The 24362-nt window shown below is 73.3% G+C and carries 23 protein-coding genes; 15 read left to right on the forward strand and 8 right to left on the reverse strand.

Going from position 1 to position 24362, the window contains the following annotated elements:
- Window positions 1-39: 39 nt before the first annotated feature.
- Window positions 40-1395 (reverse strand): bifunctional adenosylcobinamide kinase/adenosylcobinamide-phosphate guanylyltransferase, encoded by a 1356-nt coding sequence (locus D7294_RS12370; protein ID WP_120678799.1) that lies wholly within the window; start codon window positions 1393-1395, stop codon window positions 40-42.
- A 200-nt stretch (window positions 1396-1595) separates the two neighbouring features.
- Here D7294_RS12370 and D7294_RS12375 point away from each other — a divergent pair, with 200 nt between their 5' ends.
- Window positions 1596-1808 (forward strand): hypothetical protein, encoded by a 213-nt coding sequence (locus D7294_RS12375; protein ID WP_120678801.1) that lies wholly within the window; start codon window positions 1596-1598, stop codon window positions 1806-1808.
- Window positions 1809-1901: 93 nt separating this feature from the next.
- Here the strand turns inward: D7294_RS12375 and D7294_RS12380 are convergent, their stop codons facing one another.
- Both D7294_RS12380 and D7294_RS12385 read right to left on the reverse strand, forming a co-directional pair.
- On the reverse strand, window positions 1902-2942 hold the full coding sequence (locus D7294_RS12380; RefSeq protein WP_120678803.1) for a S1C family serine protease: 1041 nt from the start codon (window positions 2940-2942) through the stop codon (window positions 1902-1904).
- A gap of 83 nt (window positions 2943-3025) precedes the next feature.
- Window positions 3026-3622 (reverse strand): DUF3043 domain-containing protein, encoded by a 597-nt coding sequence (locus tag D7294_RS12385; protein WP_120678805.1) that lies wholly within the window; start codon window positions 3620-3622, stop codon window positions 3026-3028.
- A gap of 333 nt (window positions 3623-3955) precedes the next feature.
- Here D7294_RS12385 and D7294_RS12390 point away from each other — a divergent pair, with 333 nt between their 5' ends.
- The 4 genes from D7294_RS12390 (at window position 3956) to D7294_RS12405 (ending at window position 7282) form a co-directional block, all read left to right on the forward strand.
- A complete protein-coding gene (locus D7294_RS12390) occupies window positions 3956-4759 on the forward strand; it encodes a PspA/IM30 family protein (RefSeq protein WP_120678807.1) in 804 nt (267 codons plus the stop codon).
- Between the two features lie 78 nt (window positions 4760-4837).
- On the forward strand, window positions 4838-5131 hold the full coding sequence (pspAA, locus tag D7294_RS12395; protein ID WP_120678809.1) for a PspA-associated protein PspAA: 294 nt from the start codon (window positions 4838-4840) through the stop codon (window positions 5129-5131).
- 13 nt (window positions 5132-5144) lie between these two features.
- Window positions 5145-6617 carry a sensor histidine kinase gene (locus D7294_RS12400; RefSeq protein WP_120678810.1) on the forward strand — a complete coding sequence of 491 codons (1473 nt, stop codon included), beginning with the start codon at window positions 5145-5147 and terminating at the stop codon, window positions 6615-6617.
- A complete protein-coding gene (locus D7294_RS12405; protein WP_120678812.1) occupies window positions 6614-7282 on the forward strand; it encodes a response regulator in 669 nt (222 codons plus the stop codon). The genes D7294_RS12400 and D7294_RS12405 overlap by 4 nt, the downstream gene beginning before the upstream one ends.
- A gap of 90 nt (window positions 7283-7372) precedes the next feature.
- On the opposite strand, the gene D7294_RS12410 is transcribed toward D7294_RS12405, so the two are convergent.
- Both D7294_RS12410 and nadA read right to left on the reverse strand, forming a co-directional pair.
- Window positions 7373-8251, reverse strand: coding sequence for a GNAT family N-acetyltransferase (locus tag D7294_RS12410; protein ID WP_120678814.1), 879 nt, complete (start codon window positions 8249-8251; stop codon window positions 7373-7375).
- A gap of 84 nt (window positions 8252-8335) precedes the next feature.
- Entirely contained in the window at window positions 8336-9571 is a 1236-nt protein-coding gene (gene nadA, locus D7294_RS12415; RefSeq protein WP_241562309.1) for a quinolinate synthase NadA, read from the reverse strand.
- A gap of 240 nt (window positions 9572-9811) precedes the next feature.
- Here nadA and D7294_RS12420 point away from each other — a divergent pair, with 240 nt between their 5' ends.
- On the forward strand, window positions 9812-10162 hold the full coding sequence (locus tag D7294_RS12420; RefSeq protein ID WP_120678818.1) for a HesB/IscA family protein: 351 nt from the start codon (window positions 9812-9814) through the stop codon (window positions 10160-10162).
- A 95-nt stretch (window positions 10163-10257) separates the two neighbouring features.
- Here D7294_RS12420 and D7294_RS12425 read toward each other — a convergent pair whose 3' ends face one another.
- Window positions 10258-11958 (reverse strand): hypothetical protein, encoded by a 1701-nt coding sequence (locus D7294_RS12425; RefSeq protein ID WP_147450824.1) that lies wholly within the window; start codon window positions 11956-11958, stop codon window positions 10258-10260.
- A gap of 174 nt (window positions 11959-12132) precedes the next feature.
- Between D7294_RS12425 and D7294_RS12430 the strand changes: the two genes are divergently transcribed.
- Window positions 12133-13107 (forward strand): carbohydrate kinase family protein, encoded by a 975-nt coding sequence (locus tag D7294_RS12430; protein WP_120678822.1) that lies wholly within the window; start codon window positions 12133-12135, stop codon window positions 13105-13107.
- Between the two features lie 39 nt (window positions 13108-13146).
- Here the strand turns inward: D7294_RS12430 and D7294_RS12435 are convergent, their stop codons facing one another.
- Window positions 13147-14541: a cysteine desulfurase/sulfurtransferase TusA family protein gene (locus tag D7294_RS12435; RefSeq protein ID WP_120678824.1), complete on the reverse strand. Its 1395-nt coding sequence runs from the start codon at window positions 14539-14541 to the stop codon at window positions 13147-13149.
- 301 nt (window positions 14542-14842) lie between these two features.
- Between D7294_RS12435 and ctaC the strand changes: the two genes are divergently transcribed.
- From ctaC to D7294_RS12455, 4 genes are all read left to right on the forward strand, one after another.
- On the forward strand, window positions 14843-15808 hold the full coding sequence (gene ctaC / locus D7294_RS12440; protein ID WP_120678826.1) for an aa3-type cytochrome oxidase subunit II: 966 nt from the start codon (window positions 14843-14845) through the stop codon (window positions 15806-15808).
- A complete protein-coding gene (gene ctaD / locus D7294_RS12445; RefSeq protein ID WP_120678828.1) occupies window positions 15805-17532 on the forward strand; it encodes an aa3-type cytochrome oxidase subunit I in 1728 nt (575 codons plus the stop codon). The genes ctaC and ctaD overlap by 4 nt, the downstream gene beginning before the upstream one ends.
- The gene (locus D7294_RS12450) at window positions 17529-17927 is read left to right on the forward strand and encodes a cytochrome c oxidase subunit 4 (protein WP_120678830.1); all 399 of its coding nucleotides are present in this window, start codon (window positions 17529-17531) and stop codon (window positions 17925-17927) included. The genes ctaD and D7294_RS12450 overlap by 4 nt, the downstream gene beginning before the upstream one ends.
- Window positions 17928-18069: 142 nt before the next feature.
- Window positions 18070-19347: a L,D-transpeptidase gene (locus tag D7294_RS12455; protein ID WP_120678832.1), complete on the forward strand. Its 1278-nt coding sequence runs from the start codon at window positions 18070-18072 to the stop codon at window positions 19345-19347.
- 178 nt (window positions 19348-19525) lie between these two features.
- On the opposite strand, the gene D7294_RS12460 is transcribed toward D7294_RS12455, so the two are convergent.
- Complete coding sequence (locus tag D7294_RS12460; RefSeq protein ID WP_120678834.1) at window positions 19526-19927, reverse strand: hypothetical protein; 402 nt, start codon at window positions 19925-19927, stop codon at window positions 19526-19528.
- A gap of 145 nt (window positions 19928-20072) precedes the next feature.
- On the opposite strand from D7294_RS12460, the gene ctaE reads away from it, so the two are divergent.
- The 4 genes from ctaE (at window position 20073) to qcrB (ending at window position 24292) form a co-directional block, all read left to right on the forward strand.
- The gene (gene ctaE / locus D7294_RS12465) at window positions 20073-20693 is read left to right on the forward strand and encodes an aa3-type cytochrome oxidase subunit III (RefSeq protein ID WP_120678836.1); all 621 of its coding nucleotides are present in this window, start codon (window positions 20073-20075) and stop codon (window positions 20691-20693) included.
- A 94-nt stretch (window positions 20694-20787) separates the two neighbouring features.
- A complete protein-coding gene (qcrC, locus tag D7294_RS12470; protein ID WP_120678838.1) occupies window positions 20788-21594 on the forward strand; it encodes a cytochrome bc1 complex diheme cytochrome c subunit in 807 nt (268 codons plus the stop codon).
- Window positions 21591-22658, forward strand: coding sequence for a cytochrome bc1 complex Rieske iron-sulfur subunit (gene qcrA, locus D7294_RS12475; RefSeq protein ID WP_120678840.1), 1068 nt, complete (start codon window positions 21591-21593; stop codon window positions 22656-22658). Before qcrC ends, qcrA begins: the two co-directional genes overlap by 4 nt.
- A complete protein-coding gene (qcrB, locus tag D7294_RS12480; protein WP_120678842.1) occupies window positions 22655-24292 on the forward strand; it encodes a cytochrome bc1 complex cytochrome b subunit in 1638 nt (545 codons plus the stop codon). Before qcrA ends, qcrB begins: the two co-directional genes overlap by 4 nt.
- Window positions 24293-24362 lie beyond the last annotated feature (70 nt).

Below are 24362 nucleotides of genomic sequence, written 5' to 3' on the forward strand. Positions count from 1 at the left end.
CCCTGCCGGGCACGGCGGGATCCGGCCGCAGAGGCCGCCTCACCGCAGCCGCTGCGCCAGCCCGGCCGTCACCAGCAGCACGCAGTCGCACTCCGCCGCCACCGCCGCGTTCAGCCGCCCGAGTTCGTCGCGGAAGCGGCGCCCGGCCGGGGTGGCGGGCACCACGCCCGAGCCCACCTCGTTGCTCACCGCCACCACCGTGCGGCGGGCGCCGCGGAACGCGGCCACCAGCGCGGCGGTGCGCTCCGCCAGGGCCGCGCGCGCCCCGCCGCGCCCGCCGCCCGCACCGGCTCCCGCCCCCGCCGTGCCCGGGCCGGCCGGTCCTGCGGGGCCGGCGTCATCCGGCCCGGGCGGGTCGTGCGGCCCGGGCGGGGCGTGCGGGTCCTCCCAGGCCGGGTCGTCCCAGGCGCCGACGGCGTCCATCGCGTCGGTCAGCCACAGCGAGAGGCAGTCGACGAGCAGCGGCGGGCCCTCTGCCGTCAGCAGCGGCACCAGGTCGCAGGTCTCGGCCGTCGTCCAGTGCGCCGGGCGGCGCGCCCGGTGCCGCGCGACGCGGGCCGCCCATTCGGCGTCCCCGGGTCGCCGCCCGGCGGTCGCGACGTAGTGCACGCCGGGGAAGGCCGCCAGCCGCCGCTCCGCCTCGGCCGACTTGCCGGAACGCGCCCCGCCCAGCACCAGCGTGCGGCGCGGCACGGGCACGCCCCGCCCCTGGGCGGCGGCCCCCGGTTCGGCGCCGTCGGGCAGCGCCCTGGCCCCGGCCGCGGCCAGCCGCCGCCCGGCCTCGGGCCAGGGCGGCGCCTCGTGCCCCAGGTGCACGGCCACCACGTCGGTGGCCGGCGTGACCGTGCCCGCGGCCCGCAGCGCGGCCAGCGCGTCCGGCCGCCCGAGCACGTCCAGCAGCACCAGGTCGCAGGGCTGGCCGCCGGGCGCGGCGAGGGCGGCGCCCGGCGGCAGGTAGAGCAGCCGCCGCCCGCCGGGCGAGGTCACCTCGTAGCCCACCTCCCCGGCCGGCCGGTCGAGCGCCGCCGCCCGCACCCGGTGGCCGCCGGGCAGCACCTCCTCCGCGCCCGCCGCCAGCGCCCGCGCGTCCGGCAGCCCGGGGACCCGGCCCGCCCCGGCCGCCCGGCTCGTCAGCAGCGTCCGCACGCCCGTCAGCGAACGCCCGGCCCTGGCCGCCGCGCCCCAGACCCCGGGCGGGGCCTCAAGCAGCAGCGTTCCGTCGACGAGTACGGAGGTCGCGCCCCGCGCCCGCCCGCCCAGGGCGGCGGCGCAGGCGGCGCAGGGACAGCCCTCGCGCGGCAGCCCCCCGTCACCCCCGGTGCCCAGCAGGACGACGCTTCCTTCCGGTCCCGCCGGTCCTTCCGGTCCTGTCGGTCCTTCACTTCGCTCCAGCATGTCCCCGATCCTCGCGCGCCGCGGGAGCCGCCCGCGCCCGGAATCCGCACGCCGGCGGGCGCGTGAGCCGTGCCCCGCCGGGTATCTCCGAGGAGGCCCGGGGAGCGCGAGCGGAATGGCGCGGCGCGCAGTGGTGCGTCGCGCGACGGGCCGTGGTTAAGTGCGGGCAGGAAGTCGCGGCAGGGGAACGGGAGGCGCAGATGGCCTGGGAGTGGCGGTTCGAGAAGGCGGACGGCTCGACGACCGAGGCGCCCCAGGACCCCGGGGACTTCGGGACGCAGGGCGACGCCGAGTCCTGGATCGGCGAGATCTGGCGGGAGCTGCTGGAGGAGGGCGTGGACCAGGTCAGCCTCTTCGAGGACGGCACCAAGGTCTACGGCCCCATGAGCCTGCACGCGGCGGCCGAGGACTGAGCCCCCCCGCCCCGGCGGGGGAGCCCCGGGGGACCAGGCCCCGCCCGGCCTGACGGGGACTACGCCTCTACGCCCCGCCCGGCCCGACGGGGACTACGCCTCGCCCAGCTTGACGCGGGCGGTCCTGTGGCTGCCGTTGCGCGTGTAGCCGACCCGGACCCGCTGGCCCGGGCGCTTGCCGGCCAGCTCCTCGGAGAGGGAGACCACGTCGGTCACCGGCTTGGAGCCGAGCTTGTCGATGATGTCCCCGGCGCGCAGTCCCGCGTCGGCCGCCGGGCCGTCCTCGGCCACCTCGACGATCGCCGCCCCGGCCGGCTCGAAGCCGTCGCCGAGCACCGTGCGCACCGTCACCCCGAGGGCCGCCCGGCCCGAGTCCACCACCCGGCCGTGCTCGATCATCTGGTCGGCCAGGAAGGTCACCGTGGAGGCCGGGATCGCGAAGCCGATGCCGGGGGCCTGGCCCCCGCCGAGCCCCGGGTCCTTGGCGGCGAGCGTGGGGATGCCGATGACCTGGCCGGAGAGGTTCACCAGGGCGCCGCCGCTGTTGCCCGGGTTGATGGAGGCCGAGGTCTGCACCATGTTGCCCAGCGTCGCCTGGCCCTCGCCCTCGCTGACCGAACGGCCCACGGCCGAGACGATGCCCTGCGTGACGCTGGAGGACAGTCCCAGCGGGTTGCCCATCGCCAGCACGATCTGCCCCACCTCGACCTTCGTCGAGTCCCCGAAGGTCGCAGGCCGCAGCCGGTCGGGCACCTCCTCCAGCTCGATCACCGCCAGGTCCTGCGGCTCGAAGGCGCTCACCAGCCGGGCCCTGACCGGGGTCTGCCGGGTCGCCAGCAGCACCTCGAAGGACCGGCCCGTGCCGACGACGTGCGCGTTGGTGACGATGTGGCCCCGGTCGTCGTAGACGATGCCGGAGCCGAGGCCGTCCTCGGTGGTGATCTGCACGACGGAGGGCAGCACGTCGTTCACCACGCGCTCGTACGCCTCCTGAAGCTCGCCGGAGACGGTCGGCTCCGGGGCGGTCTTCGCGACGTGGGAGCCCGACACGCAGCCGGAGCCTCCGGCGAGCAGCGCCGCCGCGCAGAGCGCGGCGGCGGCCGGCCTCGGCCGGCGGGTGGGGGTCAGCGCCATAAGCGGCATTCTCACCGGCCCGCGCCGCGTGGCGCGGGAGTGGCGCTACGCCGTTGCGGGCGAGCAGGCCCGCCGGGACGACCTCAGCGGGGGGACTCGCCGCGCTTGATCTGCGGGCGCGGCAGGCGCATCCGGCGCATCTGGAGCGTCCGCATCAGGGCGTAGGCGCTGGTGCCGCGGAGGCTCTCGTCCGGGAACCGGCTGCGCAGCTGCTTCTTCAGCCGCCGGGTCAGCAGCACCGAGTCGAGGACGATCATCACGATGACGACCAGCCACAGCAGCAGCGCGATGTTCCTCGCCTGCACGGAGGGCAGCATGCTGAGCACCAGGATCGTCACCGCGATCGGCAGGAAGAACTCCGCCACGTGGAACCTGGCGTCCACGAAGTCGCGGACGTAGCGGCGCACCCGGCCGCGGTCACGGGCGGGCAGGTGCCGCTCGTCGCCGCTGAGCAGGGCCTCGCGCTGCTTGCCCAGCGCCTCGCGGCGCTGCTCGCGGGCGCGCCGCGCGGCCTCCTTGCGGTTGGCCGGAGGCTTGACGGTGGCGCGGCGCAGGGCCTCGGCCTCGCTGCGCTTGGGCGTCGGCCGCCCCTTGGGCGCCTGCGGGTCGCGGCCCGTGCGCTCCTCCTGCGCCGGCACGGCGGCGGGGGCGTCGTCTTCTTTGGAACGGCTACGGAACACCCCTCCAGCCTAAACGGCCGCGCGCGCAACCCGGCCGCCCCGGAACGGGAACGATCTCGCAACGGCCCCAACCGCCCTGCCGGCCGCCCCGCGGGGCGCCGCCCGCGGCCGCCCGCCGCGGACGTTCCCCGGGTTCCCCCGAGGCGTTTGTGCTCCCCGTCTCGGGGGCGGGGCTCCTCCCAGGGCGGGACGATCCGGCGCCGCCGATCGTTCTGAGGGAGGAGTCATTCCTGGCCGAGCGGTGCGCTAATGGATGAGGGCCCCGTAGGCTAGGAGGGGATCTGCACGATGGTCATTGGTTCGAGCCCGGCATGAAGGGGGCGCGCGAAGCCCATGAGCGGTGTCATGAAGCGGATGGGGATGATCTTCCGCGCGAAGGCGAACAAGGCCCTTGACCGGGCCGAGGACCCGCGCGAGACGCTGGACTACTCGTACCAGAAGCAGCTGGAGCTGCTGCAGAAGGTGCGGCGTGGCGTCGCGGACGTGGCCACCTCCCGCAAGCGCCTCGAACTCCAGCTCAACCAGCTGAACCAGCAGTCCACGAAGCTGGAGGAGCAGGGCAAGAAGGCCCTGGCGCTGGGCCGCGAGGACCTGGCCAGGGAGGCCCTCACCCGCAGGGCCGCGCTCCAGCAGCAGGTCTCCGACCTCCAGCAGCAGCACGAGACCCTCCAGACGGAGGAGAACAAGCTGACCCTCGCCGCGCAGCGGCTCCAGGCCAAGGTCGACGCCTTCCGCACCCGCAAGGAGACGATCAAGGCCACCTACACGGCGGCCCAGGCGCAGACCAGGATCGGCGAGGCGTTCTCCGGCATCTCCGAGGAGATGGGCGACGTCGGCATGGCCATCCAGCGCGCCGAGGACAAGACCGCCCAGCTCCAGGCCCGCTCCGGGGCCATCGACGAGCTGCTTGCCTCCGGCGCCCTCGACGACCAGACCGGCACCACGAAGGACGACCTGACCGCCGAGCTCGACCGCATCTCGGGAAACGCGGACGTCGAGTTCGAGCTGGAGCGGATGAAGGCGGAGCTCGCCGGCGGCAGCTCCGGCGGGCGCCAGGCCATCGAGGGCGGCGGCTCGGCCTCGGCCGCGGGCGGGCAGCAGGAGCAGCGGGAATCCCCCAAGTTCGACAAGCAGTGAGCCGGGCCCACCGGGCCCGGCCAGGCACGGCAGTCCGGTAACGGGTACCGGACGCCACCGAAAGCCCGGGAGAGCATCATGATCGTGCGGATCATGGGGGAGGGGCAGGTGCGGCTGGACGACAGCCACCTGCCCACGTTGAACAAGCTGGACGACAGGCTGATGGCCGAGGTGGACGCGGCCGACGAGGAGGGCTTCCGGCAGACCCTGGACGCGTTGCTCACCGCGGTCCGCGACCTCGGCTCCCCGCTCCCCGACGACTCTCTCGAACCGTCGGAGCTGATCCTGCCCGCCGCCGGGGCCTCCCTGGACGAGGTGCGCGCCATGCTCTCCGACGACGGGCTCATCCCCGACGGGCTGCTCCCGGACTGATCCCGCCCCGGCCGTGTCGTACGAGCAAGGCTCCCGCGTCCGCCGGTGGCTGCGTGACCATCCCCTGGCGCTCGACACCCTCGTCGCCGCCGTCGTGCTCGGCGTCGTCCTCTGCGCGTCGGTCACCGTCTCGGGCCCTCCCGGCGGCGGCTCCGGCTTCGGCAAGCGCCACCTGGCCGCCCACAGCTGGGTCCTCACCGTGCTCACCTGCGCGGTGCTGATCGCCAGGCGCAGATACCCGGTCGCCGTCCTCGCCAAGGTCACCGGGCTCAGCGCCCTGGAGCTGATCCTCGGGCACGGCACCTACCCGCCGAGCGAGCGGAACTCCTCGCTGGTCATCGCCGTCGTGGTGGCCCAGTTCACCGTGGCCCTGAGCACCGACAGGCGCACCACCGTGCGCACCGGCGTGGCGGCGATCGCCCTGCTGGCGCCGACGGCCGTGGTGATGGGCACCGGCCCGTGGTACTCCTCGGAGAACCTCGGCGTCTTCGCCTGGATCGCGCTGGCCGCCGCCCTCGGCGAGGCCGGGCGCAGCAGGCGCGCCGTCTTCGAGGCGTACAAGGAGCGGGCCGAGCGGGCCGAGCGCACCCGCGAGGAGGAGGCCCGCCGCCGGGTCGCCGAGGAGCGGATGCGCATCGCCCGCGAGCTGCACGACGTGGTCGCCCACCACATCGCGCTGGTCAACGTGCAGGCCGGGGTCGCCTCGCACGTCATGGACACCAGGCCGGACCAGGCCAAGGAGGCGCTCGGCCACATCAGGCAGACCAGCCGCAGGGCGCTGAGCGAGCTGCAGAGCACCGTCGGGCTGCTGCGCCACCAGGACGAGCCTGTCGCCCCCACCGAGCCGGCCCGCGGGCTCGCGGTGCTGGGCGAGCTGGTGGACGGCTTCGCCCAGGCCGGCATGTCGGTGACGGTGGACGCCCCGGCCGCGGCGGGGCCGCTGCCCTCCGCGGTCGACCTGGTGGCCTACCGGGTGGTGCAGGAGGCGCTGACGAACGTCCACAAGCACGCGGGTCCCGCGGCCACCGCCCGGGTGTGCATCGTCAGGGCGGGGCTCGCCGCGGCGCCGCGGCTCGACATCACGGTGGACGACGACGGCCCCTGCGCCACGGCCGGGGCGGGCGGCGCGGCGGCGGACGCCGGCGGCAGCGGGCACGGCCTGACCGGCATGCGCGAGCGTGCCGCGGCGCTCAGCGGCACCTGCGAGGCGGGCCCCAAGGAGGGCGGCGGCTTCCGGGTGCGGGTCTCCCTGCCGCTGCTGCCGCCGGGCGGGGCGGAGGAGGCGGAGCCGGGCGGGGGCCGCGAGCGGCGGGCGGGTTCCGGTCCCTGCGAGGGCGGCGAGGCCGGCGAGGGACGTGAGGGCCGCGAGGGAGCCGCGGCCGAGCCCGCCAGGCGGCCCGCGGCCCGCTGCGCCGGGCAGGGCGTGGGCAACAGGCGGTCCCAGGGCTGGGCGGGGCGCCGTGGACGAGGGGAGAGCCCGACGTGATCCGGGTGGTGCTTGCCGACGATCAGGCGCTGCTGCGCAGCGCCTTCCGGGTGCTGGTGGAGTCCGAGCCGGACATGACGGTGACCGGCGAGGCGTCCGACGGCGCGGAGGCGCTGCGGGTGGTGCGGGAGGCGGGGGCCGACGTGGTCCTGATGGACATCAGGATGCCGGGCACGGACGGCCTCGCGGCCACCCGCGCCCTCAGCGCCGACCCGGAGCTGGCCGGGGTGAGGGTGGTGATCCTCACCACCTTCGAGCGGGACGACTACGTGGTGGAGGCGCTGCGCGCGGGGGCCGCCGGCTTCCTGGGCAAGGGCGCGGAGCCCGCCGACATGCTGGGCGCCATCCGGGTGGCCGCGGCCGGGGAGGCGCTGCTCTCGCCGGCGGCGACCCGCGGCCTCATCGCCCGCTTCCTCGAACAGGGCGACGGGCCGAGGCCGGAGGCCGCGGCCGCGCTCGACGTGCTGACCGCCCGGGAGCGCGAGGTGCTGGCCGAGGTGGCCGGGGGGCTGTCGAACGACGAGATCGCCGCCCGGCTGACGGTCAGCCCGCTGACGGTCAAGACCCACATCAACCGGCTGCTCACCAAGCTCGGCGCCAGGGACCGGGCACAGCTGGTGATCGCGGCCTACGAGAGCGGCCTGGTGCGGCCCCGCGTGGGCTGAGCCGGGCCGGTGCGGCGCGCCGGACCCGGGTCCGTGCGGGGCCCGCCCGCGGCGGGGCGGCCCGGCCGGCGTACGGCCGGGCGCCCGGCGTCACAGGAAGGCGGCGGAGGGCAGGTAAGGGGCGGGCGGGCGCATCCCGCGCAGGCACAGGTAGCCGCCGGGGGCGAGCCGCAGGCCGGCGGCGAGGCCGACGTCCACCGCCCACTCCTGCTCGGCCGTCAGGCGCGGAATGGCCGCCGCCGCCCCGGGCGGCAGGCTCAGCAGCGCGGAGGTCAGCAGCCTGGCCGCGATCCGCCGCGAGGTGGCGGCCAGCAGCTCCACGCCGCCCGACTCGTCCAGGTAGCAGTAGCCGCTGCCCGCCAGGTCGTCGGCCACCACCACCCGGCAGTGCCGCAGCAGCTCCTCGTGGTCGCGGCCGTGCGCGCCGCCGCGCAGCCTGCGGTCCACGGAGTCCATCAGGTCGCGGTGCGCCCGGCCGCCCTCGATCGCCGGGCCGTCGGGCGTGGCCAGGCGCGAGGCGTCGACGGTGCCGTGCATCCGCATCAGCGGGTGGAGGGTGAAGCCGGCGGCCCTGAGCACCCGGGCCGCCATCGGGTCGGGCGGGGCGCAGACCATGCCGCGCAGGGTGCCCCTGGCGTACGCCATCGCGCGCCGCAGCAGCGTCGTGCCCACGCCCTTGCCGCGGGCCTGCGGGACGACCGCGAGCAGGGCGAGACCCCACAGGCCCTCCCGGCGCGCGGCGAGCGCGGCCCCCACCGGGCGGCCCGCGGCGTCCTCCGCCAGCCAGCAGCCGCCCGGGTCGGTGGCGGCCAGGTGCCGCGTCGTGCGCTGGAAGAGGATGCCGCGCGGCCCGGCCCACTCGCCTTCCCCGCCCGCCGGACCGCCCTCCGCGGCCCCGCCCCCGGCGGCCGCCACCGCCCGCACCGCCTCGGCGTCCGCCCTGGTGTCACGTACCTGACGCAGCAGCATGCCCCCATCGTGGCCGCCGGGCGGCGTCCGGGCCAGCGGCCCGGACCGCGGCGGGGCGGGATTCCGCCGCCCGGCGGCTGGCCCTCAGGGCAGGGCCAGCATCCGGTCGAGCGCGAGGGAGGCGTAGTGGGCGGTCTCCTCCTCCACGTGGATGCGGTTGACGACGGTGCCGCGCACCAGGGATTCCAGCGACCACACCAGGTGCGGCAGGTCGATCCGGTTCATGGTGGAGCAGAAGCACACCGTGCGGTCGAGGAAGACGATCTCCTTGCTCTGCTCGCCCTGGTTCGCGTACCTGCGGGCCAGCCGCCGCACCAGGTTGAGCTCGGTGCCCACGGCCCACTTGCTGCCCGCGGGGGCGGCGTCGAGCAGCTTGATGATGTGCTCCGTGGAGCCGACGTGGTCCGCGGCGGCGACGACCTCGTGCCGGCACTCGGGGTGCACCAGCACGTTGACGCCGGGTATGCGGGCGCGGACCTCCGCCACCGAGTCGAGCGAGAAGCGGCCGTGCACCGAGCAGTGGCCGCGCCACAGGATCATCCGCGCCCGGCGCAGCTGCTCCTCGCTCAGGCCGCCGCCCGGCCGGTGCGGGTTGTAGACGACGCAGTCCTCCAGGGAGAGGCCGAGTTCGCGGACCGCGGTGTTGCGGCCCAGGTGCTGGTCGGGCAGGAAGAGGACCTTGCCGCGGCCCTCCTCGCGCTGCCCGAAGGCCCATTCGAGGGCGCGCCTGGCGTTGGAGGAGGTGCAGACCGTTCCGCCGTGGCGGCCGGTGAACGCCTTGATGTCGGCCGAGGAGTTCATGTACGTGACGGGCACGGTGTCCTGCGCCACCCCGGCGTCCTTCAGCACGTCCCAGGCCTCGGCGACCTGCTCCGCGCTCGCCATGTCCGCCATCGAGCAGCCGGCCGCGAGGTCGGGCAGGATCACCTGCTGGGCGTCGGAGGTGAGGATGTCCGCGGACTCGGCCATGAAGTGGACCCCGCAGAAGACGATGAACTCCGCCTGCGGCCTGGCGGCGGCGTCCCTGGCCAGCTTGAAGGAGTCCCCGGTGACGTCCGCGAACTGGATGATCTCGTCGCGCTGGTAGTGGTGCCCGAGCACGAACGCGCGGTCGCCCAGCTCGGCCAGGGCGGCGCGGGCGCGTTCCACCAGGTCGGGGTCCGAGGGGGCGGGCAGGTCGCCCGGACAGTCGACGCCGCGCTCGCTGGCGGGGTCTGCCTCGCGGCCGAGCAGCAGCAGGGCGAGCGGGGTGGGGCTGACCTGGAGGTCACCGGCGGCGCCGGGGGATGGGGCACCGAGGGATCGGGCGGTGGTCGTCACGGCACGCACCCTTCTTTCTGTTGCAGGTCCGACGCCTTTTCGTCGAACTGACGCAATGGATCATAACGCCTTCGTGTCACTTTGACGATGTCCCTTGCGTCACTGTGACGCATTCCGCGAACCCCCGCGGTGTGCGAGCATGAGGGTGGAAAGAGGGGCGCCGGCGCGGGGAATAAATTCCGGCGGGCGTCAGTTGGAGCTCGCTGCCAGAGCATTCCGTACTACCCGGGAGATACGCAGATGTCCGTAACGGAAAAGACCGTCGAAGACGGCATCATCCTTTCCGACGCGGCGGTGGCGAAGGTCAGGAGCCTGCTCGAGCAGGAAGGGCGAGACGACCTCGCACTCCGCGTGGCGGTCCAGCCCGGCGGGTGCTCCGGTCTGCGCTACCAGCTCTTCTTCGACGAGCGCTCGCTGGACGGCGACGTGGTGAAGGACTACGACGGCGTGCGAGTGGTCACCGACCGGATGAGCGCCCCCTACCTGGGCGGCGCCTCCATCGACTTCGTCGACACCATCGAGAAGCAGGGCTTCACGATCGACAACCCGAACGCCACCGGCTCCTGCGCCTGTGGCGACTCCTTCAGCTGAGCCCTCGGGCCGGGGGCGAAGGCCCCCGGCCGGCGGCAGAAGAACGAAGGCGGCGGCCCCGCGGGACCGCCGCCTTCGCCGTGCTCCGGCGCCCGTCACCGCACCGGAAGCTCCTGGCCGCGCTCGTCGGTCACCGTCCGGCCACCCACCGGACTCTCCAGGGCGACCTCGGCCGTCTGCTCCTCGGCGAGCATGATGCACGCCTCGTCCCGCTCCTGCCCCGCCGACTCGATCCCCACCTCGATCGCATCCCCGGCCTCCTCCGCGGTGGCCGTGTACGTGCTGCACACGCCGCCCCAGAAGTGCACCGTGAGGGTCAGGTCCTCCTCGTCGTAGGGCTCCACGGACATCGCGGCCTCGGCCGGATCGGTGCCCTCGCCGGGATCGGCGGGCTCGGCGGGGCCCACCGCGCCCGGCTCCTCGCCCCGGCCGGGGCCGGCCGGCTCCGCGCCCCCGTCGGCGGGCCCGCCGCCCTCGCCCTGCTCGCGCCCCCGGTCCTCGCCCGAGGCGAACGCGTAGGCCACCGCCGGCTCGGTCACCGTCCAGGAGCCCCCGTCCGCGGTGGCCACGTGGAACAGCCAGGAGGGCACCAGCAGCGGCTCCTCCGCAGAGGAGCCGAACGCGAGCCCGAACTCCGCGGTGGCCGCCGCCGGCGCGCCGGCCTGGCCGCCGGGGGAGCCGCAGGGCCCCTCCTGCGCCGGGGCGTCCCCGGCACCCGCGCCCTCCCGGGCCTGCGCCGCCCCCGCGTCCGGCTCCGCATCCGGTCCCTCCTGCGGCTCGGCAGGCCCCGGCTCGATCGTCGCGCAGGTCACGCTCGCCGCCGCGTCCGAGGCGGCGCGGTCGTTGTACGCGTCCATCGCCTCGCGGGCACCCACCGTCTCCCGCTCCTCGGCCGCGGCCGGCTCGGCGAGCATGCCGTGCGCCGCGGTCAGCCGGCCGTCCCCGGCCACGGAGAACTCCGTCTCGAAACCGAAGGCCGGCAGGCCGCCGAGCAGCGGCGTGGCCCGGACGGTCCGGGTGGCGCCGGCCACCTCGGAGGCGTCCACCTCCGCCGACTCCCCGTCCTCAAGGCCCAGTTCCTCCAGCACGCCGGCCACCGCCGCCAGCGCCTCCGCCTCGCCGGGCGCGCCCGCCTCCACGGGCTCGGGGCCCCCGGTCGTATGGTCGGGCGACGCCCCATCGCCCGACTGCGGTCCGTCCGGGCCGTCCGCGTGCGAGGTGCTCGTGGAGCCGTCCGCGCGCGCCGCGTCGTCCGCGCGCACGGCGGCGTCCGGGCTCTCCGGGTCCGAGGCCCCCTCCTCCAGCGGCTCGGCGTAGAGGCCGCCGCCGTACGACCAGGCGCCCGGCGCCTCCCGCTGCACCGTCAGCAGCGGCGCCTGCGGGTCGCTGCCCCGCACCGTCCAGTACGCGCCGCCGTCCCCGGCCTCGCCGTCGAGGCCGAGCGCCGCGGCCAGCCGGGCCGCGTCCTCCTCGGCGGGCCCCTCGCCGAACCGGTACACCTCCTCGGGCCCCGGCGCGCCGGGCAGCTCGCCCTCGGGCTCCAGCTCGGGGCCTGCCGCCGGGAGCGCCGGGCCGCTCGCGGCGGCCTCGTCGCCGCCCGGCTCGGCCGGCCGCAGCGCGGCGCGGTCCAGCACCAGCGGCTGCTCGCCGCCCTCTCCGGGAGACGCGTCCCCGCCGCCGGTCCACGCGCTCGTCGCGTACGCGCCGCCCGCGATCACCGCGACGGCGGCCACCGCGGCCACCACCACCGTCCGCCTCCTACGGCCCTCGGCCGCCGGGGCCTCGTTGTCAGCCATGGCCAGTCACGCCCTCGTTCCTCGCATGTGCCGGATGGTCGTCCCACGACGTGTGCGATTGCCCTGCACGATGGTCGTCCGGTGTATGCGAGTTGGACGGCGCGCCGGGGCCACCGGTTCCACGGCCGGTAGCCTTGTGCGGCCAGCAGCCCCCTGCCCCAGGAGCAAACCGCCGTGCGTATCGCCGTCTCCGGCTCCATCGCCCACGACCATCTGATGACCTTCCCCGGCCGGTTCGCCGACCAGCTCGTGGGCGACCAGCTGCACACCGTCTCGCTGTCCTTCCTCGTCGACTCCCTGGAGGTCAGGCGCGGCGGCGTCGCCGCCAACATCTGCTTCGGCATGGGCCAGCTCGGCGCCTCGCCGATCCTGGTCGGCGCGGCCGGCGCCGACTTCGAGGAGTACCGCGCCTGGCTGGACCGGCACGGCGTCGACACCGGCTCGGTGCGCATCTCCGAGGTGCTGCACACCGCCCGCTTCGTGTGCACCACCGACGCCGACCACAACCAGATCGGCTCCTTCTACACCGGCGCCATGAGCGAGGCCAGGCTCATCGAGCTCCAGTCGGTCGCCGACCGGGTGGGCGGCCTCGACCTCGTCCACATCGGCGCCGACGACCCCGAGGGGATGCTCAGGCACACCGAGGAGTGCCGCACCAGGAACATCCCGTTCGCCGCCGACTTCTCCCAGCAGCTCGCCCGGATGGGCGGCGAGGAGATCAAGCTGCTGACCGAGGGCGCCGCCTACCTGTTCAGCAACGAGTACGAGAAGGCCCTCATCGAGAGCAAGACCGGCTGGACGGCCGCGCAGGTGCTGGAGCGGGTCGGCATCAGGGTCACCACCCTCGGCCCGCGCGGGGTCCTCATCGAGCAGGCGGGACAGGCCCCGATCGAGGTCCGCTGCCCGGAGGAAGAGCGGAAGGCCGACCCCACCGGCGTCGGCGACGGCTTCCGCGCCGGCTTCCTGGCCGGCCTCGCCTGGGGCGCCTCGCTGGAACGCTCGGCGCAGGTCGGCTGCATGGTGGCCACCCTGGTCATCGAGACCGTCGGCACCCAGGAGTACACCCTCAGCCGCGGCCCGTTCATGGAGCGCTTCCGCAAGACCTACGGGCCCGAGGCGGCCGACGAGGTCATGGCCCACCTGCAGTGAGGGGCGGGCCGGGGGCCGGCGGACCGGCCCCCGGCCGGCTCAGGCCAGGCGCCTGACCCGGTAGGTGTTCCGCTCCGGCTCGCCCAGGTACTCCTGCCCGCGCATGGCGCACCAGGCCGGGATGTCGAGGCGGGCCGCCCCGTCGTCGGCGAGCACGGTCACCACCCCGCCCACCGGCACCCGGCCGATCGCCTTGGCCAGCTCGATCACCGGCAGCGGGCACAGGGTCCCCAGCGCGTCCACCGTCACCTCCTCCTCGCCACTTCCCGCACCCCCCGCGCTCCCGGCCGCCCCGGCGCGCGGGGCGAGCCGCCCGCGCACCGCGTTCACCGCGCCCGGCAGCAGGCCGAGGAAGCGCTCCACCTCCTCGCCCGGCGTCCCCGGCGGCAGCGACACCCGGACGTTGCCCTCGGACAGCACCCCCATCGCCCGCAGCACGTGACTCGGCGTCAGCGTGCTCGACGTGCACGAGGAGCCCGAGGACACCGAGAACCCCGCCTCGTCCAGCCCCTGCAGCAGCGCCTCCCCGTCCACGTACAGGCAGGAGAAGGTGACGATGTGCGGCAGCCGGTGCACCGGGTCCCCGGCCACCTCCACGTCCCGCACCAGCCTGGGCACCCGGTCCCTGATCCGCTCCACCAGCGCCCGCAGCCGCACCGCCTCGCGGGCCGCGTCCTGCCGGAACGCCCGCAGCGAGGCCGCGGCGGCCACCACGGCCGGGATGTTCTCGAAGCCCGCCGCCCGGCCCGACTCCCGCTCGTCCACCGGCGGCCGCGGCGCGAACCGCACGCCCTTGCGCACCGCAAGCAGCCCCACCCCGCCGGGCCCGCCCCACTTGTGCGCGCTCGCCGCCAGCAGCGACCAGCCCTCGGGCGGGGCCTCCCAGCCGAGCGACTGCGCCGCGTCCACCAGCAGCGGAACCCCCGCGGAGCGGCAGACCCCGGCGATCTCCGCCACCGGCTGCACCGTGCCCACCTCGTGGTTGGCCGACTGCACGCACACCAGCGCGGTGCGGCCCGGCGCCGCGCGCAGCGCCTCCCCGACCGCGTCGGCGCTCACCCGGCCGCCGCGGTCCACCCCGATCTCCGCCGAGGTGCCGCCCGCGTCCCGGTGCGCCTCGGCGGCGTGCAGCACCGCCGAGTGCTCCACCGCGGACACCAGCAGGTGCCGCCCCGCCCTGGCGCGGCCCGCGAGCGCGCCGGCGATGCCGGAGTGCAGCGCCCGGGTGCCCGAGGAGGTGAACGTCAACTCGTCGGGGCGGCAGCCGATCGCCTCGGCCGCCGTCTCCCTGGCGGCGTCCAGCAGCATTCTGGCCCGGCGCCCCTCCCGGTGCAGCCGCGCCGGGTCGGCCCAGCCGTCCTCGAAGGCGGCGAGCAGCGCCTGACGGGCGACGGGATGCAGCGGAAGCGAGGAGGCGGCGTCGAAGTAGGACACTGGAGAACGCTAATACCTGGCGGCGACCGCCCCGCCCGGGCCCGGCGCGGCCCCGCCCGGCACTCCCGCCCCGCGCCCCGCGCGCGGCCCGGGCGGCGCGGGCGCCACCCGGGCACCACCCGCGCCCCGCCCGGCCCCGCCACGCCCCCCGGGCGCGTTAGGCACCCTCCCCGCGTGCCGCCCGGGGGCGTCCAGTAGGGTTTGCTCCGCATAAACATCCAAACCCTGCCCGTGTCAGGGCCGGCCCCCGCTCCGTGCGAAGGCAGCCCGGACAGGGGCGAGACTCTCGGGAAGGCGCTACGTGAGTCCCAACGGCTCCGACCGCTCGTCGCGGCGCCCGATGCGGCGGGTCCTGCCGCAGGCGCTGATCGCGGGCCTGGTCCTGGCAACCGCGACAGGTTGCACATCCGAGGACTTTCCCCGCCTCGGCATGCCCACTCCCGTGACGGAGGAGGCGCCGCGGATTCTGTCCCTGTGGCAGGGCTCCTGGGCCGCCGCGTTCGTCACGGGTGCGCTGGTGTGGGGCCTGATCCTGTGGAGTGTGTTCTTCCACCGCAGGTCGCGGACGAAGGTCGAGGTCCCGCCGCAGAACCGGTACAACCTCCCCATCGAGGCCCTGTACACGCTCGTTCCGCTGATCGTCGTCTCGGTCCTCTTCTACTTCACCGCGCGGGACCAGAACGAGCTGCTGAAGACCTCCGACGAGCCCGACCACATCATCAACGTGGTCGGCTACCAGTGGAGCTGGGGCTTCAACTACATCGAGTCCGTGGGCGCCTCGGACAACGACGCGCGCACCGCGCCCGAACTCGACTCGATCCCCGACCGGTACAAGGACCGCTTCCCGGAGAACGCGGACGGCGTCTACGAGGTCGGCACGCCGGGCGAGCGCAACCCGGACACCGGCGACCCGGGCCCGACCCTGTGGCTGCCGGTGGGGGAGACGGTCCAGTTCGTCATCACTTCCCGTGACGTCAACCACTCCTTCTGGGTCGTCCCCTTCCTGATGAAGCAGGACGCCATTCCCGGGCACACCAACTCCTTCGAGGTGACCCCGACCCGCGAGGGCACCTTCCGCGGCAAGTGCGCCGAGCTCTGCGGCGTCGACCACTCCCGCATGCTCTTCAACGTCAAGGTGGTCTCGCCCGAGGAGTACGAGGAGCACCTGCAAGACCTGGCGGAGCAGGGCCAGACCGGCTTCATCCCGGCGGGCATCGAGCAGACCCACGCCGCCACGAACGCCGAGACCAACGAGGGGCACTCGTGAGTATCCTCGAAGAGACCAAGGCGGCCGACGCCGCCGTGACGCCGCCCCCCGTGGCCCGGCGGCGGTCGCCAGGCAGCCAGCTGATCAAGTGGCTGACCACCACGGACCACAAGACGATCGGTTCCCTCTACCTCATCACCTCCTTCGCTTTCTTCATCTTCGGCGGCATCATGGCGCTGATCATGCGGGCGGAGCTGGCGAGGCCGGGCAGCCAGATCGTCTCCAACGAGCAGTACAACCAGCTGTTCACCATGCACGGCACGGTGATGCTGCTGATGTTCGCGACCCCCCTGTTCGCCGGGTTCACGAACTGGATCATGCCGCTGCAGATCGGCGCCCCCGACGTGGCGTTCCCGCGGCTGAACATGTTCGCCTACTGGCTCTACCTCTTCGGCAGCCTGCTTGCGGTCGGCGGCTTCCTCACCCCGCAGGGCGCCGCGGGCTTCGGCTGGTTCGCCTACTCGCCGCTGTCCGACGCGATCCGCTCGCCCGGCATGGGCTCGGACATGTGGATCATGGGCCTGGCCTTCTCCGGCTTCGGCACGATCCTCGGCTCGGTCAACTTCATCACGACGGTCATCTGCATGCGCGCCCCCGGCATGACGATGTTCCGGATGCCGATCTTCACCTGGAACGTGCTGCTGACGGCCGTCCTGGTGCTGCTCGCCTTCCCGGTGCTCGCCGCGGCGCTCTTCGCCCTGGAGGCCGACCGCACCTTCGGCGCACACATCTTCGACGCGGCCAACGGCGGCGCCATCCTGTGGCAGCACCTCTTCTGGTTCTTCGGCCATCCCGAGGTGTACATCATCGCCCTGCCGTTCTTCGGCATCATCTCCGAGATCATCCCGGTCTTCAGCCGCAAGCCGATCTTCGGCTACATCGGCCTGGTGGCCGCCACGATCACGATCGCGGGCCTCTCGGTGACGGTCTGGGCGCACCACATGTACGTCACCGGCGCGGTGCTGCTGCCGTTCTTCTCCTTCATGACCTTCCTCATCGCGGTGCCGACCGGCGTGAAGTTCTTCAACTGGATCGGCACGATGTGGAAGGGATCGCTCAGCTTCGAGACCCCGATGCTGTGGTCGATCGGCTTCCTGGTCACCTTCCTCTTCGGTGGCCTCACCGGCGTCATCCTGGCCTCGCCGCCGCTGGACTTCGCCGTCTCCGACAGCTACTTCGTCGTTGCCCACTTCCACTACGTGGTGTTCGGCACCGTCGTCTTCGCGATGTTCGCCGGCTTCCACTTCTGGTGGCCCAAGTGGACGGGCAAGATGCTCGACGAGCGGCTCGGGAAGATCACCTTCTGGACGCTGTTCATCGGCTTCCACGGCACCTTCCTGGTCCAGCACTGGCTGGGCGCGGAGGGCATGGTGCGCCGCTACGCGGACTACCTGGACGCCGACGGCCTGACCACGCTGAACACCATCTCGACCATCAGCTCCTTCCTGCTCGGCCTGTCGATCCTGCCGTTCTTCTACAACATCTGGAAGACCTGGAAGTACGGCGAGCCGGTCAACGAGGACGACCCCTGGGGCTACGGCCGCTCGCTGGAGTGGGCGACCTCCTCCCCGCCGCCGCGGCACAACTTCCTCAGCCTGCCCAAGATCCGTTCCGAGTCGCCGGCCTTCGACCTGCACCACCCCGAGCTGTCGGCCCTCGACCAGCTCGAGAACGAGGCGCGCCACGAGCTGGCGCACCTGACCGGAAAGGAGGCGGGCGAGTGAGGATTCAGGGCGTTCTCTTCGCCTGGGTGGCGGTCTTCATGCTGGCCGTCGCCATCGTCTACGGCGTCTGGTCGAAGGAACCGGTCGGCACCACGGCCCTCTTCCTCTCCTTCGCGCTGACCGGCATGATCGGCTTCTACCTGGTCTTCACCTCCAGCCGGGTGGACACCGGGGCGCAGGACAACAAGCAGGCGGACGTCGCCGACGACGCCGGCGAGGTCGGGTTCTTCAGCCCGCACAGCTGGGCGCCGCTGGTGCTCGCGCTGGGCGGCCTGGCGGCGTTCTGCGGCCCGGTCTTCGGCTGGTGGCTGCTCTACTTCACGGCCCCGCTGCTCGTGGTCGGCCTGTGGCTGTGGATCTACGAGTACTACCGGGGCGAGAACCAGAACCAGTAGCCCCCCGGGCGCCCCGGCGCCCCCGGACGCCCGGCGGAGGACTCCGCCGGCCCTGGCCCCCGCCCGGCACCGCCGGGCGGGGGCCCACTCGTTCGCACGCGCACCACGCGCCTTTTTTCTGCCTTGTCCATATTTTGTGGCTATGAGTCACACACCTCGGATACGGCTCCGCCTCGCGGCGGCACTGGCGATAGTGACCCCGCTGCTGGCCGGGCTGAGCGCGTGCGAGAGCGGCTCCAAGCCGCTCGCGGGCGGCGAGCCCTACGACGCCGTCGGACAGCTGTCCTTCGGCGCGGCGGGCGAGCAGGACGGCGCGGAGGTCGACCCGGACGCCCCCCTGAAGATCACCACCAGGGGTTCCGGCTCCCGCATCACCGACGTCGTCGCCACCGACTCCGGCGGCCGGCCCCTCGCGGGGGAGCTCGCGGCCGACGGACGCGGCTGGCGCAGCACGGCCCCGCTGGCAGCGGGCACCTCCTACACCGTCCGCGTCAGCACGGAGAACGACAGCGGCTCTCCCGGGCGCGGCGTCCACTCCTTCACGACGCGGGACTCGGGGGGCGAGCGCCTGGACGTCACCTTCGGCCCCGAGGCCGGCACCTACGGGGTCGGCCAGCCGGTGACGGCCAAGCTCAGCCGCAAGATCAGCGATCCCCACGAGCGCTCCCTGGTGGAGGGCGCGCTCTCCGTCGAGTCCGAGCCGGGCGTCGAGGGCTCCTGGTACTGGGTGGACGACGAGGAACTGCACTACCGCCCGCGCGATTACTGGCCGGCGAACGCCACCATCACCGTGACCTCACACCTGTCGGGGCTGCCCATCAGGGACGGGCTGCGCGGCGGCGAGGGCAAGCCGCTCACGCTGCAGACCGGCGACCGCATCGAGGCGATCGCCGACATCGGCTCCCATCAGATGACCGTCCTGCGCAACGGCGAAGAGCTGCGCACCCTCCCCATCACCACCGGCAAGGAGGGCTTCGCCACCAGGAGCGGAAAGAAGGTCATCCTCAGCCGGGAGTCGTATGTGCGGATGACAGGCACGAGCATCGGCATCCCCGCGGGCAGCGCCGACTCCTACGACCTGCCGGTCTACTGGGCGACGCGGCTGACCCTCAGCGGCGAGTACGTGCACGGCGCCCCCTGGTCGGTCGGCTCCCAGGGCTCGGCCAACGTCAGCCACGGCTGCACCGGCCTCAGCACGGAGAACGCCCGCTGGTTCTACGAGCTGGTCAAGCCGGGCGACGTCGTCGAGCACATCAACGGCTTCGGCGAGGAGATGGCCCCGTTCGGCAACGGATACGGCGACTGGAACCTCTCCTGGGACGAGTGGCTCACCGGCAGCGCCGTGCACGGCGGTCAGGACGCCGGGACCGGGGACACGGCGGGCGACGCGCGCGACGCCAGGCTGCGCCCCCTGGTCTGAACCGGGCCGGCCCGGCCGGGCGGCCGGGCCGGTCACGAGGCGGCGGGGGCGAGGAGACCCGGGAGCCGGGGGGATGTGGGGGATGGCGAGGCGAGCGGGGGGGAGGGGCGCGCAAGGCCCCCCGCGGGCGGGCCCGGGAGAGAGCCGGAGAGACCGGAGAGACCGGAAAAGAGGGGCCTCAGGCGAGGGAGGGGAGGCGCTTGCGCAGCAGGGAGGCCAGGGCGGCGGCCAGCTCCGCGGGGTCCACGGGGTGGGCCACGGCGGCCTCCGCCCGGCTCCAGGTGGCCAGCCAGGCGTCGTGCGGGCGGCCGATCAGCAGCAGCACCGGCGGGCAGTCGAAGATCTCGTCCTTGATCTGCCGGCACACGCCCATCCCGCCCACCGGCACGGCCTCGCCGTCCAGCACGCAGAGGTCAACGCCGCCCTCTTCCAGGGTCTTCAGCACCGCGGGCAGCGTGGCGCACTCCAGGTACTCCACGGGGGGAAGGTCGGCCGCCGGGCGCCGGCCGGCGGCGAGCCGCACCTGCTCGCGGGTGTTTGCATCGTCGCTGTAAACCAGCACCGTGGCGGCGCGCTGCATCGTTCCTCCGGATGTCCAGGTGGTTCCGTAGCGGGGATGCTACTCCGTCCCGCACGCCCCCGGCAGGGGCGGAATACCCCCCTCCACCCGAGCTGACACACCGAACCCCACCCCCGGGACAAGCGCCGGAAAAGGGCCCGACATAATGACGGGCGTGGCGACAGCAACAGCAACAGCACCCGGGCACGCGATCCCGTCGGTCAACCGGCCGAACGTCACCAGCGTGGGAACCGTCATCTGGCTGAGTTCCGAGCTGATGTTCTTCGCGGCTCTCTTCGCGATGTACTTCACCCTGCGGTCGGTGATGGGAGCCGACTTCTGGTCGGAGAAGGCAGACGCGCTCAACGTGCCCTTCTCCGCCGGGAACACCACGATCCTGGTGCTCTCCTCGCTGACCTGCCAGCTCGGTGTGTTCGCCGCCGAGCGCGGCGACGTCAAGCGGCTCCGCGGCTGGTTCATCCTCACCTTCATCATGGGCGCCATCTTCATCGGCGGCCAGGTGACGGAGTACACGCAGCTGGTGAAGAAGGACGGCATCTCGCTCTCGTCCGACCCCTACGGCTCCGCGTTCTACCTCACCACCGGGTTCCACGGCCTGCACGTGCTCGGTGGCCTGATGGCCTTCCTCGCGGTGCTGGGCCGGACCTACGCCGCCAAGCGCTTCACGCACGAACAGGCCACCACGGCCATCGTCGTGTCGTACTACTGGCACTTCGTCGACGTCGTGTGGATCGGCCTCTTCGCCACCATCTACCTGATCCAGTAGCCGTCGGTCGCGGCTGTCCGGCACACGCACCCACGCATGCTCGTCATGCCCGTCCCAACGCACCGACGCAGAAGATCCTGACACCGGGGTAACCGTGAAAAAGCTCTCCGCACGACGGCGCCATCCGCTGGCGGCGTTCGTCGTCCTCCTCCTCGCGCTGGCGGCCACAGGGGGGCTGTACGCCACACTTGCTCCCGGCGAGGCCAAGGCCGACAACTCGGCCCAGTCCCTTGCCATCGAGGAGGGCAAGCGGCTCTACGACGTCGGCTGCGCGACCTGCCACGGCAACGGCGGGCAGGGCAGCAGCGACGGGCCCAGCCTGGTGGGCGTGGGCGCCGCCGCCGTCGACTTCCAGGTGGGCACCGGCCGCATGCCGCTCCAGCAGCCGGGCCCGCAGGCGGAGGAGAAGCCCGAGGTCTACTCCCAGGAGGAGATCGACCAGCTCGCGGCGTACATCGCCTCCCTCGGCCCCGGGGCGAGCGTGCCCGAGGAGTCCCTGTACGACCCGGCGGGCGGCGACCCGGCCCAGGGCGGGGAGCTCTTCCGCACCAACTGCTCCCAGTGCCACAACTTCAGCGGCCAGGGTGGCGCCCTCACCCACGGCAAGGAGGCGCCCAACCTCCACGACGTGGACCCCCGGTACATCTACGAGGCGATGCTCACCGGTCCGCAGAACATGCCCTCCTTCCCGAACACCGTGCTGACGGAGGAGGACAAGCAAGACATCATCGCCTATCTGAACGAGGTCAACACCTCAAGCTCCGCGCACCAGGGCGGGCTCTCGCTCGGCGGCTACGGGCCGGTCGGCGAGGGGCTCTTCGCCTGGGTCGCCGGCATCGGCGCCCTCGTCGCCTGCGCCGTGTGGATCGGTGCCCGGAGCACTAAGGCCAGGAAGTCATGAGTAGCCACACCGACGAACCAGAACCGAGCCCGCACGAGGGAGAGCACCTCCCGAGCCAGCGGGACGAGCACTCGGCCGTCCCGGCGGACGACCCCTTCGCCAACCCGGGTCTGCCGCCGCACGAGCCGCGCCGGCAGGACATCGACGAGCAGGCGGCCAAGCGCTCGGAGCGCAGCGTCTCCCTGCTGTTCGCGCTGTCCACCCTGGCCACCGTGGGCTTCATCGCCTGCTACGTCGCCATCCCGATCGACAAGATCGTCTACATCTGGCCCTTCGGGCACGTCAGTGGGCTCAACTTCGGCCTCGGCCTGACCCTGGGCCTGGCGCTCTTCTGCATCGGCGCCGGCGCCATCCACTGGGCCAGGACCCTGATGTCCGACGAGGAGATCGTCGAGGAGCGGCACGCGATCCAGGCCCCGCCCGAGGTCAAGGCGCACGTGCTGGCCGAGTTCCGCAAGGGCGCCGCCGAGTCGCAGATCGGCCGCCGCAGGCTGCTGCGGAACTCGATGCTCGGCGCGCTCTCCGTGGTGCCGCTGGCCGGCCTCGTCCTGCTGCGCGACCTCGGCCCGCTGCCGCACGAGAAGCTGCGCCACACGCGGTGGAAGAAGGGGACGCTCATCGTCAACGAGTCCACCGCCCAGCCGCTGCGGCCCGAGGACATCGTGGTCGGCTCGCTGACCCAGGCCAGGCCGGACGGGCTCGACCCGCACGACGAGAACTTCGCCAACGAGATCGCCAAGGCCGCGGTCATGCTGGTGCGGCTCCAGCCCGAGGACATCAAGGACCAGCGGTCGGCCGAGTGGGGCCACGAGGGCATCCTCTGCTTCTCGAAGATCTGCACCCACATCGGCTGCCCCGCCACGCTCTACGAGCAGCAGACCCACCACGCGCTGTGCCCCTGCCACCAGTCGACCTTCGACCTCTCGGACGGGGCCCGGGTGCTCTTCGGCCCGGCAGGCCACCCCCTGCCGCAGCTGCGTATCACGGTGAACGACGACGGCTACCTCGAGGCGCTCGGCGACTTCGAAGAACCGCCAGGACCGAGCTTCTGGGAGCGCGGATGAGTACGGCAAACGACGCCCCGCAGCGGCGGGGCAAGGCACCCGCCGGCGAGCGACTCGCCGACTGGGCCGACGGCAGGGTGGGCCTCTACGCGCTCGCCAAGGCCAACATGCGGAAGGTGTTCCCCGACCACTGGTCGTTCCTGCTCGGGGAGATCGCCCTCTACAGCTTCATCATCATCATCCTCACCGGCGTGTACCTGACGCTCTTCTTCGAGCCGAGCATGTCGGAGGTCGAGTACGCGGGCTCCTACAAGCCGCTGCAGGGCGTGATGATGAGCGAGGCCTACGCCTCGGCGCTGCACATCACCTTCGACGTCCGCGGTGGCCTGCTGGTGCGGCAGATCCACCACTGGGCGGCGCTGATCTTCGTGGCCGGCATCTTCATCCACATGCTGCGGGTGTTCTTCACCGGCGCCTTCCGCAAGCCGCGCGAGGTCAACTGGCTGTTCGGCTTCCTGCTGCTGGTGCTGGCGATCTTCACCGGCCTCACCGGCTACTCGCTGCCCGACGACCTGATGTCCGGCATCGGCGTCCGCTTCATGGAGGGCGCGATCCTGGCGGTGCCCGTCGTCGGCACCTATCTGCAGATGTTCATCTTCGGCGGCGAGTTCCCCGGGCACGACATCATCCCCAGGTTCTTCGTGGTCCACATCCTGCTCTTGCCCGGCATCATGCTGGGCCTGGTGGTGGCCCACCTGATCCTGATCGTCTACCACAAGCACACCCAGTACGCGGCCCCGGGACGCAGCAACAACGTCGTGGTCGGCCCGCCGCTGCTGCCGGTGTACATGGCCAAGGCCGGCGGCTTCTTCTTCCTGGTGTTCGGCGTGATCACGGCGATCGCCGCCACGGTGACGATCAACCCGATCTGGGCCCTCGGCCCCTATCGCCCGGACAAGGTGTCCACCGACGCCCAGCCCGACTGGTATCTCGGCTTCTCCGAGGGACTGGTGCGCATGATGCCCGGCTGGGAGTGGGTGCTGCCAGGCGGCTACACGCTGAACTTCGGCCTGCTGATCCCGGTGATCGTCTTCCCGCTGCTGCTCGTGGTGATCGGCGTCTACCCCTTCTTCGAGGGCTGGGTCACCGGCGACAAGCGCGAGCACCACGTGGCGGAGCGGCCGCGGAACAACCCGACGCGCACCGCGTTCGGCATGGCCTGGCTCTCCGAGTTCGCCGTGACGATGCTCGCCGGCGGCAACGACGTCTGGGCGGTCAACTTCAACCTGTCCATCAACGCCATCACCTGGTTCTGCCGGATCGGCTTCTTCGTGGTGCCGCCGATCGTCTTCATCATCACGCGGCGGTGGTGCCTCGGCCTCCAGCGCCGGGACCGCGAGAAGGTCCTGCACGGCCGGGAGAGCGGCATCATCAAGCGGCTCCCGCACGGCGAGTTCATCGAGGTGCACGAGCCGCTGCCGCCGGAGAAGCTGTACCAGCTGGTCTCCCACGACCAGAGCGAGCCGTACGAGGTCGGCCCCGAGGTCGACGAGAACGGCGTGCGGCGCAGGATCAGCCCGCTGGAGCGCGCGCGGGCCAGGATCTCCCGCGGCTACTTCGGCGAGAACGCGCAGATCCCGAAGCCGACCAGGGAGGAGTACCAGGAGCTCACCAGCGGCCACGGCCACCACTGACTCCGGTACCCCGCGCCTGAGCGAGGCCCCCGCCCGGAAGACACCGGGCGGGGGCCTCGCCGCGTTCTCC

Source organism: Streptomyces hoynatensis, from assembly GCF_003626535.1.
Taxonomy (GTDB): Bacteria; Actinomycetota; Actinomycetes; order Streptomycetales; family Streptomycetaceae; genus Streptomyces; species Streptomyces hoynatensis.